This window comes from Streptomyces sp. NPDC004658, from assembly GCF_040609555.1.
Lineage (GTDB): Bacteria > Actinomycetota > Actinomycetes > Streptomycetales > Streptomycetaceae > Streptomyces.
This window is the reverse complement of sequence record NZ_JBEXKG010000003.1, coordinates 75,512-90,689: the sequence shown is the minus strand read 5'-3', so window position 1 is coordinate 90,689 and position 15,178 is coordinate 75,512. Positions and strand designations below refer to the sequence as shown.

Below are 15,178 nucleotides of genomic sequence, written 5' to 3'. Positions count from 1 at the left end.
GTGGTCGGGCCGCGGGCGGCCGTTACGGTCGGGTGATGTGGACGTGCAGCCCCGCGCCGTCGCCGCCCTTGTCCTGGTAGGCCTTCACGGCCTTTGCGCTGGTGGTGCAGGCGTGGCAGCGCACCAGTTCCGCGCGGTAGGCGAACTCCGCTTCTGGGTCGGTGGCTTCGCTCCAGGGCTGCCCGCACTCCGGGCAGGAGTCGGCCTCCACCTGGGCCAGAGCCAGCGCCCAGGCCCGGTCTTCTTCCAGCCACAGCGGCTCGCCGTCGGCGACGACCCGGCCGAGGAAGACGCTGCGAGGGACTCCCCAGGCCCGGGCGGTCTCTAGCTCTCGCCGCCAAGGCCCGCCAGGAGTGCGGAGGCGGCGAGCGAGAAAGGGACGACGTCAGCGGAGTGGTGCACGTCCCATGCGGCGTCGAACAGCTTCTTGATCTCGCCCTCGTTGATGACCTCGAACAGCTCGGCGACCTGCTCTTCGGTCATGACCGGGTCCACGGACGAGGCGGCGATCAGCGCGCGGGGGAACGTGTCGCTGTTGAACAGCTCCTCGTCCTTCTCCGACGGATGCTTGGCCAGCAGGTCGCTGTACGCCCGATCACCGATGTAGCGCAGCAGGAACGGCACCTCGGCTGCCTTGACCTGCTCTCGCACTGCCTTCAGCCGTGCGGCCAGCTCCCGGCCTGGGTGCACCTCGGTGAGGTCGGCCGGCTCCCAGTCGTCGGACGTGCGGGCCAGCTCGGCGGCCAGCCGTTCGGCCTCACCCGCCAGGTCGCCCCGGATGCACACCATGACCGTGCGCTCCCGGGGCGTGGCACGCTTCAGGATGTCGGTGATGTCGGCCATCAGGCCACCAGGGCGTCGGTCGCGGCGGCGTCGGTCACCTTCATCGGCGAGGTGAACTTCGCGACCTCGTTCGCAGCGGGGGCGACGTTCATACGCTCGCCGCAGGTAATCGGGTACACCTCGACCTGCTGGCCGGTCGCCCACGCGGTCTCGTAGTCGATGCCGCGGCGCACCACGAGGTACCCGCTGACGCCGTACTTGAGCGTGTTGTAGGGGGCGTCCTCCTGCACGGTAGTACCGCGCTTGAAGGTCACCTCCACCTCGTAGCCGACGCGGCCGACGGTCTTGGTGTCGACCTTGGACGCCAGCGAGCCGGTGTCGACGTCGGCCGTGCTGGGGTCGGTCTTCAAGCCGTCCGGGGTGATGCGCCGGGTGTAGTCGGCGGCAGCCGTCAGCTCGGCGACGGTCGGCGCCTGGATGTTGGCGATGGACGTTGCCCAGGCCACCCGGGTCTTGCCATCGGCGATCAGGTCAGACATGAGCCCTCCAGGGCATGAGGAAGGCCCTGGCCGTCAGGCTCAGGGCCGGGGGTGGGTGGCGGGTCAGATCCGCAGGGCGGCAACCGTCACGGACGCGCTGGCGCTGTAACCGATGGCGCACAGGCCGTCCGTCTGGTTCTGCAACAGGTCCGCGGGCAGAGGGCCGATCATCCGCTCGCCGGAGGCCGGGACGCTGACCGTCAGGTTCGATACGGCCTGCCCGCGCACGGACGCGGTCGCCGTGAGCGTCACCGTGACGCTGGACGCCGAACCGTTTTTGACGTGCAGGAAGTTGCGGTCACCGACGGCAACCTTGTCGCCGCCGGCGGATGCGGCCGTGTAGGTGGGGTTCAGCCCGGTCAGGGCGATGACCTGGGTGTTCAGTGTTGCCATGGGGTGCCCTCCATCAGGCAGGTGTGGAGCAAATCCGGTACTGGACAGGGACGTAGTACAGGGGCGGGCTCACGTCGTCGTCCCGCTGGACCGGCGGGCCGCCGAGGTCCTCAGGCGGCCAGCACTGGCGGCCCTGCACGGTGAGCGGGCCCGCGAGCGCGCGGCGGACGCGCCCGGCCACCCACAGGGCCCGCTCGACGTCGGCCCCGACGCACGTGACCTGCATGGTGGTGTCGAAGTCGCTGCGGTCGTCGGCGAGGGACTCGCGGACCGCGGTCCCCGGGTCGGGGTACAGGACGGCGAACTTGTCCGGCGGCCTCCAACCGGTCTCGGTCGGCGCGCCGCCGAGGTAGACGGTGAGTCCGGCGGCCGTGAGGGCCGCCTGGACAGCGTCGACGTGGGGCAGGACGTCCGGAGCGGCCTCGGGGGTTGGCACTCGGTCACGCTCCCCAGGCCAGGCCGCGCTCGGCGAGCAGCTCCATCTGGGCTTCGAACCGCGGCAGTTCGGCGGCCAATGCTCGACCGCCGTCGTTGTGCGGCGGGTTGTGCACCGAGCCGTACTCCAGCAGGTTGCCCAGCGCGCCCTGAGCAGCGCCCTTGTCGGGGCCGATGATGGCCATCCACATGTCCGGGCCGTAGGCGGCGAAGTCGAAACCCACCGCGTTCGGGTACGCCGGCGCGTGACGGCCGGCCGTCGACCGGGCGTTGGACCGCCAGTCGTTCTTGATGTTCACGGCGCCCCGCATGGTGACCTGCCGGGCTTCCCGGCGGAGCCGGGGGACGGCGCGGGCCAGGTGCTGCTCCAGGCGCCGGACGTCGCTCATGTCGAAGCGGGCGTTCATGACCGGTCCTCCGTACTGATCCGCCAGGCCGTGGCCTGGTCGCCGTACTGGGCGCCCGTCACCCACAGGATCAGGCCCACCATGCGGGCGTCCCGTGAGCCGGTGACCTCGATGCGCATCCCGGGCAGCACCCGGGTTCCGGCCGGAAGCGGGGTGTCCCAGGGCAGGGATACCTCGTACTCCAGCAGGCGCACCTCGCGCTCCCCGGCCTGGGTGTCCTCGCCGGACGCCTGAGCGACGGGCTTCACGCGGGCGACGCCCTCGTACAGCGTCGTCTGCGGGCCCGGGACCGTCGTGCCCGAGGTGCGGTCGAAGACGTCCGGCGCCTGCTCGTACAGGCGGACGGTGTCCCGCATCCGGGCCCGGGCGGCGGCCCGGCCGGCGGCGAGGGTGGCATCGAGGTTCACGACACCCCCCAGCTGGCCACTCCGAACGCCTGCCGGATGGTGTCCTGCTCGCCCTGGAGGAGCGAGGCGCGGGCGTCGGCGAGGGTCTCGGAGTAGTCATCGATGGACCGCTGCTTGGTCATCTCGGGGTTGAGCAACGTCCGCTTGACCGCGTCGCAGGCGACGGACACGGCGACCTGGTAGGGCACGTCGTCCGGGTCGTAGCCGTGGCTGTAGGTGACGGTGACCGGCCCGTCCCACACTCCGCCGTCCAGACGGATCAGGTACTCGCCGCCGTCCCACTTCCAGGCGGTGGCGGCGAGGCCGGCGACGGCGGTGACGTCGCGGACGGGCCGCTGCGGCAGCTTCAGCACGTGCCTGTAAGAGCCGCGCAGGGTGACGGTGTCGTTGTCCACGCGGCTGATCTGCTGGTAGTCGGCCGTCATGCGGATGAGGTTGGAGGCGTCGGCCAGCAGCCGGTCCGCCTGGGACTGCTCGACGGTGTCCAGGTCGCGGCCCATGCGGGCGGCGAGGTCGGAGGATGTGGCGAACGGTCCCAGCGGCACGTCAGCCTCCGTACTTCTTGATCAGCTCCGCCTTGGTCATCTTGTCGACCTCGGCGCGCTCCTCGTCGCTGGTGGCCACGCTGGCGGCGTACTCCCGCCACACGGCCACCGGCTCGGACTGGGGCGGGCGGCCCAGGCTGCTCTGGCCGTCCGCCTGCTCCTCGGCCGGCGCGGCGGGGGCGGTGGGCTGGAGGCCGCCACCGGGCAGGCCCGGCGCGTACACCTCGGGCCCGTGCGGGTTGGCCTCCCCGGCGTTCACCGGCGGCCGGAAGTCCCCCGGCTTCGGGTCGACCGCCGCGTCCCGGACCGGGGCGCCGACCACCGTGGTGGTCACCTCCCGCGGGTCGGGGATCTGCGGCTTCTCCGGCTCGGGCGGGTCCGCGTCGATGCCGTACCCGGCGCCGCGGCAGTACGCGATGATCGCCTCGTCGTCGGTCTCGGCGACCCCGTTGTTGAAGTGCAGGTTCCCGGGCCCCTGGCCGCTGTAGCCGGGGACCGGTGTGGTGATGCGTGCCATCGTGTGCCTCCGATCAGCGGACGAGGATGTTGCGGAAGACGGCCGCGCTCTTGGTGGCCTTCAGAACGACGGCGGCCGGGCCGAGCTCGACCTCGCCGGTCTTGACGGCGCCGGCGGTGGTGAAGTCCGGCAGCCACGTCTGCACGAGCGGGGCCCCGGCCATGGACACGGCGTGGAAGCCGTCCAGGCCGAACCGGACGGCGTAGATGTCGGTGTAGTTGCCCGCGACGGTCGCCACCGTCTTGTTGGTGGTGGGGATGACCGGGTTGTTGCTGCCGGCCTTCGCGCCGAGGTCGACCAGGGCGATGCCCCGGTAGGTCTCCACCTGGGAGCCGAAGTCGGCGCTGGTGGCCCGGTCGTAGTAGCCGGCGCGGCGGGCCAGGGACCGGATGCGGGCGATGGAGTCGATGTTGCCGAGGATGGCGTCCGGGTTGCCGTCCAGCAGGGCGAGCCAGGCGTCGAGCGCGTCCAGAGCGTCGTTCGCCTTGCCGAGGTCGGCGCCGATGGTGGCGCCGCGCCAGTCGGTGGAGATGCCGGCGCCGTACTCGGTGCTCGAGGCGGTCAGGCTCTTGGACAGGCCGTCGAAGCCGTTGGCGTCCACGGCGGTGTCGCCGTTGATCACGGCGTCGTTGAACTTGGCGTTCGTCGCCTTGATCTTCTGCTGCATCTGGAGTGTGGTCTCGGCCGCGGCGGCGACGCGGTTGAGGACGCGGTCGATCTGGAAGCTGCCGCCCAGCGGCTTCAGGTCGACGGTGTACCGGGCCTTGGTGACCTCAGCGGGCGTGTACTCGCTGTTGATCGCCCGGAAGCTGGCGTCGGCCTGGGTGATGAGTCGGGTGTAGCCGTATGTCAAGGTGGCCCCGGCACCGGCCTGGTTGACGACGTCCTCGAACGTCAGGTTCTGGAGCAGGAAGTTGTTCTTGGCGAACTCGTCGATGACCTGCGTGTCGATGTCGTCGGTCGCGTTGAGCTTCGCCTGGGCGAGCGTGACGGGCATGGTGGGCTCCTAGGGATCAGCCGGTCTTTCCGGCGAGGCGCGCGGCGACGGCCTCACCGAGGCTGGCCGCGGACTTCTTCGTCTTCTTGCGGGCGCCGCTGTCGGCGTCGCCCTGGAACCGCCGGCCGGTGCCGCCCGTCGCGGGCGCGGCCAGGTAGGGGTCCGTCTCCAGCAGGTCATCGATCAACTCGCTGATCGCGTCCTTGTCGGGACGTCCCTTGTCGTCCTTGGGGATGTCGGCGAGGTCATCGCCGAGCAGCTGCGCGACCCGGGCCGGGTTGGCCAGGCGCCCGGCGGCGGCTGCGACGGCCGCGGCCTCCACCCGCTCCGCCCACACCTCGGCGCGGGCTTCCGCGCGGGCCTGCTCGCGGATCGACTCGGCGTCGTCGTCGCCCTGGTCGCCGTCCTTCGCGGACGACTTGCGGCCGTCCCCGTCCCCCCGTTCACGGAGTTGGGCCTTCAGGCGACGGTTCTCGCGGCGCAGCTCGCGCAGAGCCTTCTTCCCCTTGTCGCCGAGCGCGTCCTCGTCGGCACCGTCGCGGTCGGCGTCTGCGTCCCCGTCGGCGTCGTCGCCCTCGTCGCCGTCCTGGTCGTCGGCGTCGTCTCCCCCGTCGTCGCCGCTGTCGCCATCGCCGCCGTCCGCGTCGCCGCCGTCGGCGTACAGCACGGGCGAGAACGGGCTCACCTCGTAGGGGTGCGCCCAGCCCGCGCGGTGACGGCGGGCGTGACGGGGCAGGGTGGACAGGTCCATGAGGTCTCCCATCGCGGAAGGTGGGCCCGGGCGTCGCGCCCGGGTCAGGTCAGGTAGCCGAAGCGGCGCAGGAGGCTGATCGCTTCGTCGCGGCTCTCGGCGAGCCGGTAGATCTCCTCGGGCATCAGCCGAGGCGTGCGCAGCTGGAAGCCGCGGCCGTCGCCCGGGACCAGGCCCCGGTCGATCGCGCGGCGCCGCTCCAGCCGGTAGAAGGCGCCGCGGCGGGTCGCGCCCTCCGTCGTCGCCTGCACCTGGCGGCCGTAGGCGGTCATCGTCGTCATCCCGCGGCGGGCGTTGACGACCTGCGCCATGTCGGCACCCTCGCGAATCGCGCGAGCGCCGGCCTCGCCGAACACCCTGTCCTGCTCGGCCCGGGACAGGCCCCGGAAGTAGTCGTCCGGGTCGATGAAGCCGCGCCGGTGCTGGTTGCGGGCGACCAGCGTCGTCGGCAGGTGGATGCAGTCGCACCGCGGGTGCCGCTGAAAACCGCGGTTCCAGCCGTACTCCTTGCCCGCCAGGATGATGCAGCGCGCGCACGCCGGCGGCTGGACCACCCGCACATAGCCCTGAATCGTCCGGCGCCCGGCCATCGCCGCCCCCGTGGCGCCACGGCCCGCGTCGGCGACCTGAGTGGCCGTGATCCGCAGCGCACTCGCCAGCGAGCCGCGGAACGCCTCATCCACGCTCTGCCCGGCCAGCATCCGAACCTTCCAGTCGATGACCGGCTGGTACAGCAGGGACAGCAGCGGGCGCCCGTCGGACGCGATCCCGGCGAACGCACCCGGCCTCACACGGCCCGCCGACGTCGGGTCGGCGTCCTCGGCCTCCACGACAGCAGCCACGTAGGGGTCGGCCAGGGCGGCGGCCTGTCGCTGCGCGTCGGTCACGGCCGCCACGAGCAGCGGCGCCAGCTGCTGCCACGAGCCGGTGATCCTGCGGTGGTCGATGCGCTGCCACAGCTCCCGGACGCGGGCCACGGCGTGCACGGCGGCGGCCTGCTGCCGGGCGTAGTGGGCGAGCGCCAGCGCCCGCACCTCGCCGGTCACCACCGCGCACCCCTCACGCTCCCGCCCCTGTCGGCTCCAGGGCCGGGTCTGCGCCGTCCAGAGCCCCGTCCTCTTCCGGCACCTTGAAGGCGAGCGCGCGGGCGGCCCGGTCGGCGTCCTGCTCCAGCATCCGCTCCATGCGGTCGATCTGGGTGGGCGTATAGCCGGCGTCCTCCATCAGCTGCCGCCACGGCACGCCGAGCGCCTTCTTCTTGAGCACGGCGTCGATGTGCTGGGCTTCGGTCCTGTACTCGACGTCCCGCCAGATCGTTTCGGCGAGTGGGTTGTTGCCGCGCTTCTCGTCGCCCTTGACCAGGAAGGCGAGGCGCATGACCTCTTCCCAGTCCTCGCCGTAGAACGTCGTCTTGTCCCGGCACTTGGAGGCCAGGCCGGCCTCTGCGGCGGTCAGTGCGTCCGCGCTGACGTTCTGCACCTTGCCCATGAAGTACGTGGGCGGGGTGCGACTGAGGGCCGAGATGTGCTCGGTCAGCAGCGTGATCCCGGCGACGAAGTTGCTCAAGTCGGCGGCCTCGAAGTTCCCGAACTTCGCGTTCGGGTTGCTCGCCCTGAGCATCTTGTTTACCGCGAGCCGCCACAGCTCCGGGTCATCGATCTCCTGGCCCGTGAGCGGGTCCTTCGGCAGGTCGATGCCGGTCCCCCAGCGGGCCGGGAACGCTCCGGCCTCGCTCGCGGTGAGCATGTCGGCGATCAGCTTGTTCAACGCGCCCTGGATCGGGATGACCTGCTGGTGTTCCGGCGACGGCTCGTCGGTCAGCCGGGGCCTGTTGCGCAGTTCCACCATCGGCACCCGCTTGAGCGGGTTGTCGATGCGCTGCTGCTCGGGGGCGTCACCGCGCGGCAGCCAGCGGGACAGGGCCAGCGAGGACGGCAGGATGAGACCCGAGCGGGACAGCGGGCGCCGCCACTTCCACAGTTCGTCCGGCAGGTACAGCGTGGCGTACTCGAAGCCGTCCTCACCGTCGAACCGCTTGAGCGCCGCCTTCCGTCGGCGTCGGCTACCGGGCTCGTAGGCCACGATGCACTGTGTCGCGTCCTCTACCGTGATCTCCGGCTCGACCTCGTCGGCGTCCGGGTCCGCTGCCCACACCAGTACGAACGCGCGCGCCTTCACCGAAGCCTCGGTGTGCGCCACCCGCGACCAGGCGTCCATGTTCGAGGCCTGCCAGATTTTCTGGGCGGGCCTGTCGGCGCCTGGTGGGTTCTTCTCCTCACCGGTGCCGAAGCGGAAGCCGATCGGGATGAGGCGCTCGGCCGGCGCGTCACACACGACCTCGGACCAGTTGTCCGTGAAGTCCTCGAAGAGGCCGCCGAACGCCTGCCGGAACCGATCCGAGGCGAATCCCAGGTTCTGTTTGCCCTTGTAGATGTCGTTCCACAGGGTGATGAACTTCTGCCGGCGGTCCAGCTCCTGCTCCAGCACGGTCGTGATCCGGAGGGCTTCCTGCGCGGACACGGGCATGGGGCACCTCCGATCAGTAGGCGGAGAACGAGTTCGATACCGCGGTGGCGGCCAGCTTCAGCACGTCCGCGCGGGCTTCGAGGGCCAGCGCTGCGGTTACCGCCGTGTCGATCTTTCGATCCTGTGACGGCTTGGTGATGGCGATCCCGGAGGGCCGCCGTTCCGGCTTGGCGTTGCCGACGTGCTCGGCCATCGTCGGGTTGCCGTCGTGGGTCAGCTCACCGGCCAGCGTGGCTGTCTTCAGCCGGTCCAGGGCCGGGCACATGCGGGTGGCGATCCGGGTCTCGAAGATGAGGAAGGTCTCCTCGCCGAACTCGGCCGCCCAGTCGTCGCACTCGTCACGCCAGTCTGGTGGGTCGCCGTAGGCGCGCTCGACCTTGTAGGTGGCGAACACGTGCGACATCCCGGCCCGGACCTCGGCGCGCGGCACGCGCCAGTTGTCCGGGTCGCCCTGGTCCCATTTCGTCCAGATCATCGGCCGGCCGTCCGGGAACGTCGGTGTGAACACGTAGCCGTCCGACAGGCGGCAGCAGGTGATGGCCGTGCAGTCGTCGTGGTCGGAGCCGTCGAACCCGACCGTGATCCGCTCCCCGGGTGCGACCTCTTGCGGCAGCGCGCACCGCTCCCACAGATGCCGGGCCAGCCACGTCTCCGACAGCGACACCGGCAGGTTCAGGAAGTACCGCCGGAACTTCGCCCGGTCCTGGGTCGGCTTGTGCGCGAGCGTCACCATCCGGTCCAGGTCCATCCAGCCGGCGGCCGGACCGTAGGCCTGCACCAGGCCGCGTTTCAGCTCCGCCGGGTCCTCGTAGGCCGCGTCCTCCAGCAGCCGCTCCGGGGCCTGGACGTGGTCGAAGTACAGCCGCGGCGCCTTCTTCGCCTTGAAGTTGCGGTGAGTGCGCTCGGCGATGGAGTCCTCGCCGATGGCGTACATGGTGGACGTCTGGAGGAACCAGGGCTCGGCGGCCTTCCGCTTCATCGTGTTCCGCTCGACGGTCTCGTACATGTCCCGCAGCTCGGGCAGCACGTACAGGTGCGTCTCATCCGCGACCGAGAACGACTCCTTGCCGCCGTCCTTCGCCGCACTCGACGCAGTTGAGGGCCGGATCTCCCCGCCGTCCGGCAGGAACACGCGGGTGCTGGACTGCCAGTCGTTGCCGATGTCCACGCCCGGGAAGTCCTCGGCCAGGCGCTCGGAGTGGGACAGCATGTAGGTGACGTTGGCGTAGGTGTTGCCCGCCTGCGTCTCCTCGGTCGCCAGGCATCGGATGAACGGGTACGTGACCGGCCGGCCGACGGGCTCGCCTGGCTCGTACTCGTATCCCCAGTCCGAGACCTCGCCCGGCTCCGCCCAGTGGTCGAACCGCACCGGCGCGAGGGCCTCGGCGACTACCAGGCATCCAGCGATCTCCGACTTGGCCCGGCCCTTCGCCCGCGACAGCAGCACCTCATCGAAGCGACGCCGGCCCTGACCGTCGATCGCGTAGCAGCAGACGATGAACCGGAGGATTTCCTCGTCCAGCTCGATCGGCTCGCCCTGGACGTCACCGGGCCCGTGCGGCAAGTAGTACTCGATCCAGTCCGCCAGGGCGTACCCGAGCGACCGGCGGACGCCCGGGGTACGCACTACTCGTCACCGACCGCCCGAAGGCGACGCCGGGGGTCGTCACCGCGGCGTGCTGCCGCCCGCTCCGCGGCCCGGGCCGCGCCCTTGCCGACCTCGGGCTGGCCGAGGGACCAGCGCAGCCGCATGCGGTCGGCCGCCGTGCCGCCGATGGCAGCCTCGTTCAGCCGGATCTCGCTCAGCAGCTCCTTCTTCGGCTCCTGCCAGTACTGCTCGACCAGCTGCGCGAGCATGTGCAGCCGCTGCCAGTCCGTGGCCAGGAACGTCGCAGCCTGCGGGCTGCGGCGCCACGTCTCGTACCAGGACAGCGTCCGGGTGTCGTAGTCGTGACCGCCCGGGAGATCCGGGGACGGACCGGTGAAGCCGTCCGCCGGCAGCACCGTTCCGGGCACCTGGTCCGCGTTGCGGCGCCGACGTTCGCCGTTCGGCACCGGACCCACACCAGCCATGGGGTTACCTCCCGTTCGCGCCGTCGCGGCGCATCAGGCCCGGCCGTCGCGGCATCGGGCACGGTTACACACGGTGGTCGCCGAAGGGGCGGCGGGGACTCCCAGACCCGTACACACAGCGAGCCACCTCCCCGGCGGTCCCCGCGTTGATCATGATCGGGGGCCTCCCCCGGGGGTCCGATCACTCAGAGTCACCAGAGGTGGAGCGGTCGAGCTCGGGCAGTGACACCCGGAGGGCAGCCGCTCGCTTGATCGTCCAGACCTGCGGGGGGTCGGCGGGGTCGACCATGGGGCGGTCCTGGTCGTCGCGCTGGATCTCCTCGTAGCAGATCACCGTGCGGTGGCCGGCGCGCTCGATGGTGAGCCCGGGTGTCTGGGCGACGTTGCGGGGGTCCAGTCCGTTGGCCTGTGCCCACGCGATGAGCGCCTCGCGGTGCCGCTCCATGTCCTGTGCGTTGATCGTCTTCAGTACTCGGCTGCTCACCTGTTCCACCCTCCTGGCTGGTGCTTGGCCGTCTCGCTGGAGTGGCAGGGGCCGCACAGTCCGCGTCCGTGGTCTGGGTCGTTCGGGTCGAGGCCGGCGGCGACCAGCTCACGTCTACTCATTGGCCAGTGGTCGGCGTGGACGGTGGGCTGGCCGCATGGTCCGACGTGGCCATGGCCGTATGCCGTGCAGACACAGCGGAGGTCACGTTGGAGGACGGGCTGTCGGAAGCGTCGCTCGTGCTCGCTGTCGTAGCCGCGCTGTCGTGCGCTGCCACGCTGCTGCTCGGCCTGGGCGCGGCAGGCCTGGCACCGGCCGGTGGGGGTGAGGTGGGGGCAGCCTGGGGTGGAGCAGACGGTCAGGGCTCTTCGTCTGGCCATCGTGCCTCCACTACCGTGTCGGGCCTACGACTTGAGGGGGTCGCTGTGACTGGTGAGGGACGCTCGGACTGGGCGCTCGGGGTGTTCGCGGCCGGGCTGGTGCTGGTGTTCGTGGCCGTGATCAAGGGCTGGTGGGTGCTGCTGGTCCCGGCGGCCTGCTTGATCGTGGGCGCTGTGGCGGGGACGACGCGGGCTCGACGGTCTGGGCAGGCACCGGAGATGACGGTGCGCCCGGGCGGGGATGAGCGGCCGTGGCGGCGCCGGCGGTAGCTACTTGGCCAGGGCCGGGTGCAGTACGGGCAGCAGGTCGCAAGCGCCCATGAGGCAGACGCCCTGTCCTTCGCTGACGATGTGGACGTGGTGGCCCTGCATGGCGAGTTGATGGGCGGCCTCGGCGGCGCTCCGGGGCGCCTCGTTCGTGGCGGGCATGACGCCTCCGGGTACGACAAAGGCCCCGCTGGTGGGCGGGGCCTCGGGTGTCTGTGGTGCCGTCTGCGGGCACAGTTGTACACCGGGATCGTCACACAGCGTCTGACCTGCGGTCAAGCGGAAGCGCGATCACGGCGCTTGAGGACGAGGGCGGTGACGTCGGGGACGGCGAAGTACGGGTACCGGTCGGTGCCGCCGGAGCGGGTGAGCTGGCCGCGGTAGACGAGGTTGCGGAGGGCGCCGGCGCTGATGCCGAGGACCTGGCGGGTCTGTTCGGCGGTGAGGTGGCCGGGGCGGATGTTCTGCGGCTCCATGCCCCCATGATGCGCTGGATGCGCTTCAGCAGTCGCTCCACGAGTACTCGTCGGTGGCGTCCGCGAGACACTCCTTGAGGTCATTGAGTGCGTCTTCCTGTACGCCCTGGTCGATCGTGTCGAGGATGGTCTGGGCGGAAGCCCGGTCGGCCGTGCTGAAGCAAGCTGGGTTCTGCAGGATCGTGTTGGCGACCATGCGGCCGTTGGTCCGCTGCTGAGCTGGCTCTTGGTCGGGGGTAACCGCGTCGATGTACTCCCGGTAGAGCTTGCGGGCCTCTGTGCAGTCCGAGGCAGTTGAAGCGTGCTCCGATGCTGTTAGCCGTCCGGCCGCAAAACCGCCACCGGCGAGGACTACAGCGGCGGCGATCAGGCCGAGAGTGCGAGCTGCTGAGGGCATAACTCATCTTGTACGGCGGACGGGCTCGGTGTCTGCGGTTCTTGTCCGCGAGTAAGGGCCGCACAGGACTCTACGGAGGCCGCGCACCGGGGCGGCCTCACTTGATCGCCGCGCTAATGCTCATGCATCGGTCCAGTGTGTGGCGGTGCCGGGCAGGTTGTAGGACCTGCGGTGCGCTTCGATCTCGTCCTGGATGCCGTCGAGGACGTCACGGCATGACTGCTCGAACGAACGACTGATCTCGTCGGCTTGGTCTTCGCTGTATCTGCCGCTGTTGAGGTCCTCTTCGAGCAGCTCGCGGGCGCGGTCGTTGGCGATGTTCTGCCTGCGGTACTTGTCCTGCAAGCGCCGGAGCTCCGCCATGCCAGCGCGTTCGTTCAGGTCTTCGACCTCAGCCATGCTGGACACCCTCCCCTGTGTGGTCGTACCGATAGTGACGCACCACGACGTCTCGCTGAACGGGTTCGGCTGTAAACGATGTCGACAGCCGGGGTTTGGCGCCGTGCGGCGCCTCAACGCAAGCAGCCCGAAACCCGAAACATGGCAGGTCAGTCCCGATATCGGGGGCGAAACCAGTTTCGGATCTAGGTGAAACCATGGCCTTGATCCGAAACCAGCTCGCGGGGGTCTACTCGCCGTCCTCGGGCGCCGGGATGTCGGCCCAGCGGAGGCCCTTGGCGCCGCCGCAGCAGTCCCGGATGGTGAGCTGCCGGGTGGAGACCTTGAACGGCTTCAGCGCCACGCTGAGGGCCGTGGACGACCCGGCAGCGTCCATCTCGGTCCACGGCCGGTACAGGTCGGGCCGGTAAGCGGCGAGCGCCTCCACCAGGCGGTGGGAGTGGACGGACTCCACGCCGTCGGGCCAGATGGCCCGCAGGTGGTCTACGACGGTCTCGACGTCGAGCTCCTCGACCTGGGCGCCGACGGACTGTCCGGAGAGGGTGCCGGCGGCCGTGCGGAGCGCGAGGGCGCGGGCGGCGATGTCCTCGGCCTCGGTCTGCTTGATGAACGCGGCCCGCACGGTGATGCCCTCGCGGCCGCGGGCGAGGATGCCGGTGCCCTGCTCGTCCACGCTGATGTCGGTGGCGCGCATCCCGCGGTCGTAGGCGCCGGTGCCGAGGACGTTGTTGTTGGCCCGCCAGTCCATGACGGCCAGGCACAGGCGGGTGCCGACGCTGCTGGAGACGGACGTGGGCAGGGACGGGGCGTCGGGGTTCTGGGTGAGCAGGATCAGGATGATGCCGTAGGCGCGGGCCTTCTTGATCAGGCGGGTGGCCAGGGCTGCGGCCTCGTCCTTGTAGTCGGGGTGGGTGAACAGCTCCTGGACCTCGTCGATGACGATGACGCGGGGGCCGAGGTTCTGCTCGGGGTACTTCTCGGCGAGCGCGCGGGTGACCTTGCGGCCCTCGGGGACCTCGGAGGCGGGTAGGGAGCGGACGAACGCGGCGCGGCGCTGGTACTCGGCGATGCCGGAGCGCATGCCGGCCAGGGCGGCCTCCAGGTCCTCGTCTTCGTCGCCGGAGACGTACCGGTGGCAGATGGGCTTGACCGCGTCGAGGTCGCCGGAGCCCTTGAGCTCGTAGATCCACAGTTCGGCGGTGGGGTCGAGGGCGACGCCGAGGACGATCGCCAGGGCGCAGGACGTCTTGCCCGATCCGGGGATGCCTCCGACCAGCAGGTTGGAGTACATGAGGGTGATCTCTACGAGGTTGCCGCGCGGGTCGAAGCCGAAGGGGAGCGGCTGGTAGACGTCGGCTTGGCCCTCCTTCATGAGCGGCCACAGCTTCCGGCCGGCCTTGGCCGGGTCGCGCTGGGCGACCCACAGCACCAGGCGGCCGGGGTGCGCGGTGCGGTCGGCCTCCGGCCACACGGTGGAGATGGGGCGGCGCATGGCGGCGGCGAGCGCGGCCCGCTTCTCCAGAACGGCCGTGGCCTCGACGCCCGGGGGCAGGTCGACCTCGGCGCGCCAGCCGGGGCCGTCGCGCATGACCTCGGAGGCGAACTCGACGCCTCGGCGGCCCTTCTTGCCCTCGATGCCGATGGCGGCGAGGGCCTCGAAGACCTCGGTGGAGTCGAGGCGGCGCATTACGTTGGTGGCGACGTAGCGGGTGATGAGCGGCTTGCTGTCGCGCTTCTCACCGTTCAGGCCGGCCAGCGCTGCGGCGGCGACGGCTGCGGCGAGGGTCCAGCCGGGCACGAGGAAGGCGCTCACCAGGGTGGTGATGCCGGTGGCGGTGGCCACGGCGATGGAGGCGATGCGGCGGGGCCGGACGCGCCGGGAGTGCTCGCGGGACAGTGCCAGCCACGCCTCGATGTCCGCGGAGGCGGCGGCCTTGGCCTCGACCGGGCGGGCCTCGGTGTCGGCGACCCACTTGCCCCAGCGGACGATGAGGCGGCCGGCGCCGCGCGGGGCGCGCAGCAGCAGGCGGGCGAGGTAGACGGGCGCGCGCAGGGCGTGGAAGGCGGTGACGTGCGCGTAGTACGACGCGGTCCAACGGGCGGCGTCCACGAACTCGGCGGCGTTGCGCAGGAAGGTGGGGACGACGGGCGGGGCCTCGGCGAGGTAGGCCTGCTTCTCGGCGAGCCAGCTGCCGGGCTCGGCGCCCGCGTTGGGCGGGTCGACGGGGCGGGGCTCGGTGGTCTCGACGACGTCGATGATGGTCTCGGTTAGCGTGTCGCGGGCGTCGTCGGCGAACGAGGCCGCGGTGTCGGTGCCGGGCTCGGTGGCGAGTTTGAGCAGGGCGACCTTCGGGTCGCTGTGCCCGTTGACCCGCTCGGGTGCGGTCTCCGTCATGCTGGTC

Annotated in this window: 22 protein-coding genes; 1 reads left to right on the top strand and 21 read right to left on the bottom strand. The window is 70.9% G+C overall.

Features of this window, described 5'->3' with window-relative positions; translation table 11 throughout:
• Positions 1-22 precede the first annotated feature (22 nt).
• From ABZV94_RS02715 to ABZV94_RS02640, 16 genes are all read right to left on the bottom strand, one after another.
• The gene (locus tag ABZV94_RS02715) at positions 23-211 is read right to left on the bottom strand and encodes a hypothetical protein (RefSeq protein WP_356336426.1); all 189 of its coding nucleotides are present in this window, start codon (positions 209-211) and stop codon (positions 23-25) included.
• A 113-nt stretch (positions 212-324) separates the two neighbouring features.
• Positions 325-843 carry a hypothetical protein gene (locus tag ABZV94_RS02710; protein ID WP_356336424.1) on the bottom strand — a complete coding sequence of 173 codons (519 nt, stop codon included), beginning with the start codon at positions 841-843 and terminating at the stop codon, positions 325-327.
• Positions 843-1,322 carry a hypothetical protein gene (locus ABZV94_RS02705; protein WP_356336422.1) on the bottom strand — a complete coding sequence of 160 codons (480 nt, stop codon included), beginning with the start codon at positions 1,320-1,322 and terminating at the stop codon, positions 843-845. Before ABZV94_RS02705 ends, ABZV94_RS02710 begins: the two co-directional genes overlap by 1 nt.
• Positions 1,323-1,385: 63 nt before the next feature.
• The gene (locus tag ABZV94_RS02700) at positions 1,386-1,715 is read right to left on the bottom strand and encodes a hypothetical protein (RefSeq protein ID WP_356336420.1); all 330 of its coding nucleotides are present in this window, start codon (positions 1,713-1,715) and stop codon (positions 1,386-1,388) included.
• Positions 1,716-1,728: 13 nt separating this feature from the next.
• A complete protein-coding gene (locus tag ABZV94_RS02695) occupies positions 1,729-2,151 on the bottom strand; it encodes a hypothetical protein (protein WP_356336418.1) in 423 nt (140 codons plus the stop codon).
• Between the two features lie 4 nt (positions 2,152-2,155).
• Complete coding sequence (locus tag ABZV94_RS02690; RefSeq protein ID WP_356336417.1) at positions 2,156-2,557, bottom strand: hypothetical protein; 402 nt, start codon at positions 2,555-2,557, stop codon at positions 2,156-2,158.
• Positions 2,554-2,964: a DUF6093 family protein gene (locus ABZV94_RS02685; RefSeq protein ID WP_356336415.1), complete on the bottom strand. Its 411-nt coding sequence runs from the start codon at positions 2,962-2,964 to the stop codon at positions 2,554-2,556. The genes ABZV94_RS02690 and ABZV94_RS02685 overlap by 4 nt, the downstream gene beginning before the upstream one ends.
• Complete coding sequence (locus ABZV94_RS02680) at positions 2,961-3,509, bottom strand: hypothetical protein (RefSeq protein WP_356336413.1); 549 nt, start codon at positions 3,507-3,509, stop codon at positions 2,961-2,963. Before ABZV94_RS02680 ends, ABZV94_RS02685 begins: the two co-directional genes overlap by 4 nt.
• A gap of 1 nt (position 3,510) precedes the next feature.
• A complete protein-coding gene (locus tag ABZV94_RS02675) occupies positions 3,511-4,026 on the bottom strand; it encodes a hypothetical protein (RefSeq protein ID WP_356336411.1) in 516 nt (171 codons plus the stop codon).
• Between the two features lie 13 nt (positions 4,027-4,039).
• Entirely contained in the window at positions 4,040-5,023 is a 984-nt protein-coding gene (locus ABZV94_RS02670; RefSeq protein WP_356336409.1) for a major capsid protein, read from the bottom strand.
• Positions 5,024-5,039: 16 nt separating this feature from the next.
• Entirely contained in the window at positions 5,040-5,774 is a 735-nt protein-coding gene (locus ABZV94_RS02665; RefSeq protein ID WP_356336406.1) for a hypothetical protein, read from the bottom strand.
• A 44-nt stretch (positions 5,775-5,818) separates the two neighbouring features.
• The gene (locus tag ABZV94_RS02660; protein WP_356336405.1) at positions 5,819-6,823 is read right to left on the bottom strand and encodes a hypothetical protein; all 1,005 of its coding nucleotides are present in this window, start codon (positions 6,821-6,823) and stop codon (positions 5,819-5,821) included.
• A gap of 10 nt (positions 6,824-6,833) precedes the next feature.
• Positions 6,834-8,294: a phage portal protein gene (locus ABZV94_RS02655; protein ID WP_356336403.1), complete on the bottom strand. Its 1,461-nt coding sequence runs from the start codon at positions 8,292-8,294 to the stop codon at positions 6,834-6,836.
• Positions 8,295-8,313: 19 nt separating this feature from the next.
• Complete coding sequence (locus ABZV94_RS02650; protein ID WP_356336401.1) at positions 8,314-9,927, bottom strand: terminase TerL endonuclease subunit; 1,614 nt, start codon at positions 9,925-9,927, stop codon at positions 8,314-8,316.
• A complete protein-coding gene (locus ABZV94_RS02645; RefSeq protein WP_356336399.1) occupies positions 9,927-10,373 on the bottom strand; it encodes a hypothetical protein in 447 nt (148 codons plus the stop codon). The genes ABZV94_RS02650 and ABZV94_RS02645 overlap by 1 nt, the downstream gene beginning before the upstream one ends.
• A 181-nt stretch (positions 10,374-10,554) precedes the next feature.
• On the bottom strand, positions 10,555-10,857 hold the full coding sequence (locus ABZV94_RS02640; RefSeq protein WP_356336396.1) for a hypothetical protein: 303 nt from the start codon (positions 10,855-10,857) through the stop codon (positions 10,555-10,557).
• 425 nt (positions 10,858-11,282) lie between these two features.
• On the opposite strand from ABZV94_RS02640, the gene ABZV94_RS02635 reads away from it, so the two are divergent.
• Positions 11,283-11,507: a hypothetical protein gene (locus ABZV94_RS02635; protein ID WP_356336394.1), complete on the top strand. Its 225-nt coding sequence runs from the start codon at positions 11,283-11,285 to the stop codon at positions 11,505-11,507.
• Here the strand turns inward: ABZV94_RS02635 and ABZV94_RS02630 are convergent, their stop codons facing one another.
• The 5 genes from ABZV94_RS02630 to ABZV94_RS02610 form a co-directional block, all read right to left on the bottom strand.
• The gene (locus ABZV94_RS02630) at positions 11,508-11,666 is read right to left on the bottom strand and encodes a hypothetical protein (RefSeq protein ID WP_356336392.1); all 159 of its coding nucleotides are present in this window, start codon (positions 11,664-11,666) and stop codon (positions 11,508-11,510) included.
• 113 nt (positions 11,667-11,779) lie between these two features.
• On the bottom strand, positions 11,780-11,980 hold the full coding sequence (locus tag ABZV94_RS02625) for a hypothetical protein (RefSeq protein ID WP_356336390.1): 201 nt from the start codon (positions 11,978-11,980) through the stop codon (positions 11,780-11,782).
• 25 nt (positions 11,981-12,005) lie between these two features.
• Positions 12,006-12,377, bottom strand: a complete 372-nt coding sequence (locus tag ABZV94_RS02620; protein WP_356336388.1) for a hypothetical protein — start codon at positions 12,375-12,377, stop codon at positions 12,006-12,008.
• A 120-nt stretch (positions 12,378-12,497) separates the two neighbouring features.
• Positions 12,498-12,776, bottom strand: a complete 279-nt coding sequence (locus tag ABZV94_RS02615; RefSeq protein ID WP_356336386.1) for a hypothetical protein — start codon at positions 12,774-12,776, stop codon at positions 12,498-12,500.
• Between the two features lie 229 nt (positions 12,777-13,005).
• Positions 13,006-15,171 (bottom strand): FtsK/SpoIIIE domain-containing protein, encoded by a 2,166-nt coding sequence (locus ABZV94_RS02610; protein WP_356336384.1) that lies wholly within the window; start codon positions 15,169-15,171, stop codon positions 13,006-13,008.
• Between the last annotated feature and the right edge of the window lie 7 nt (positions 15,172-15,178).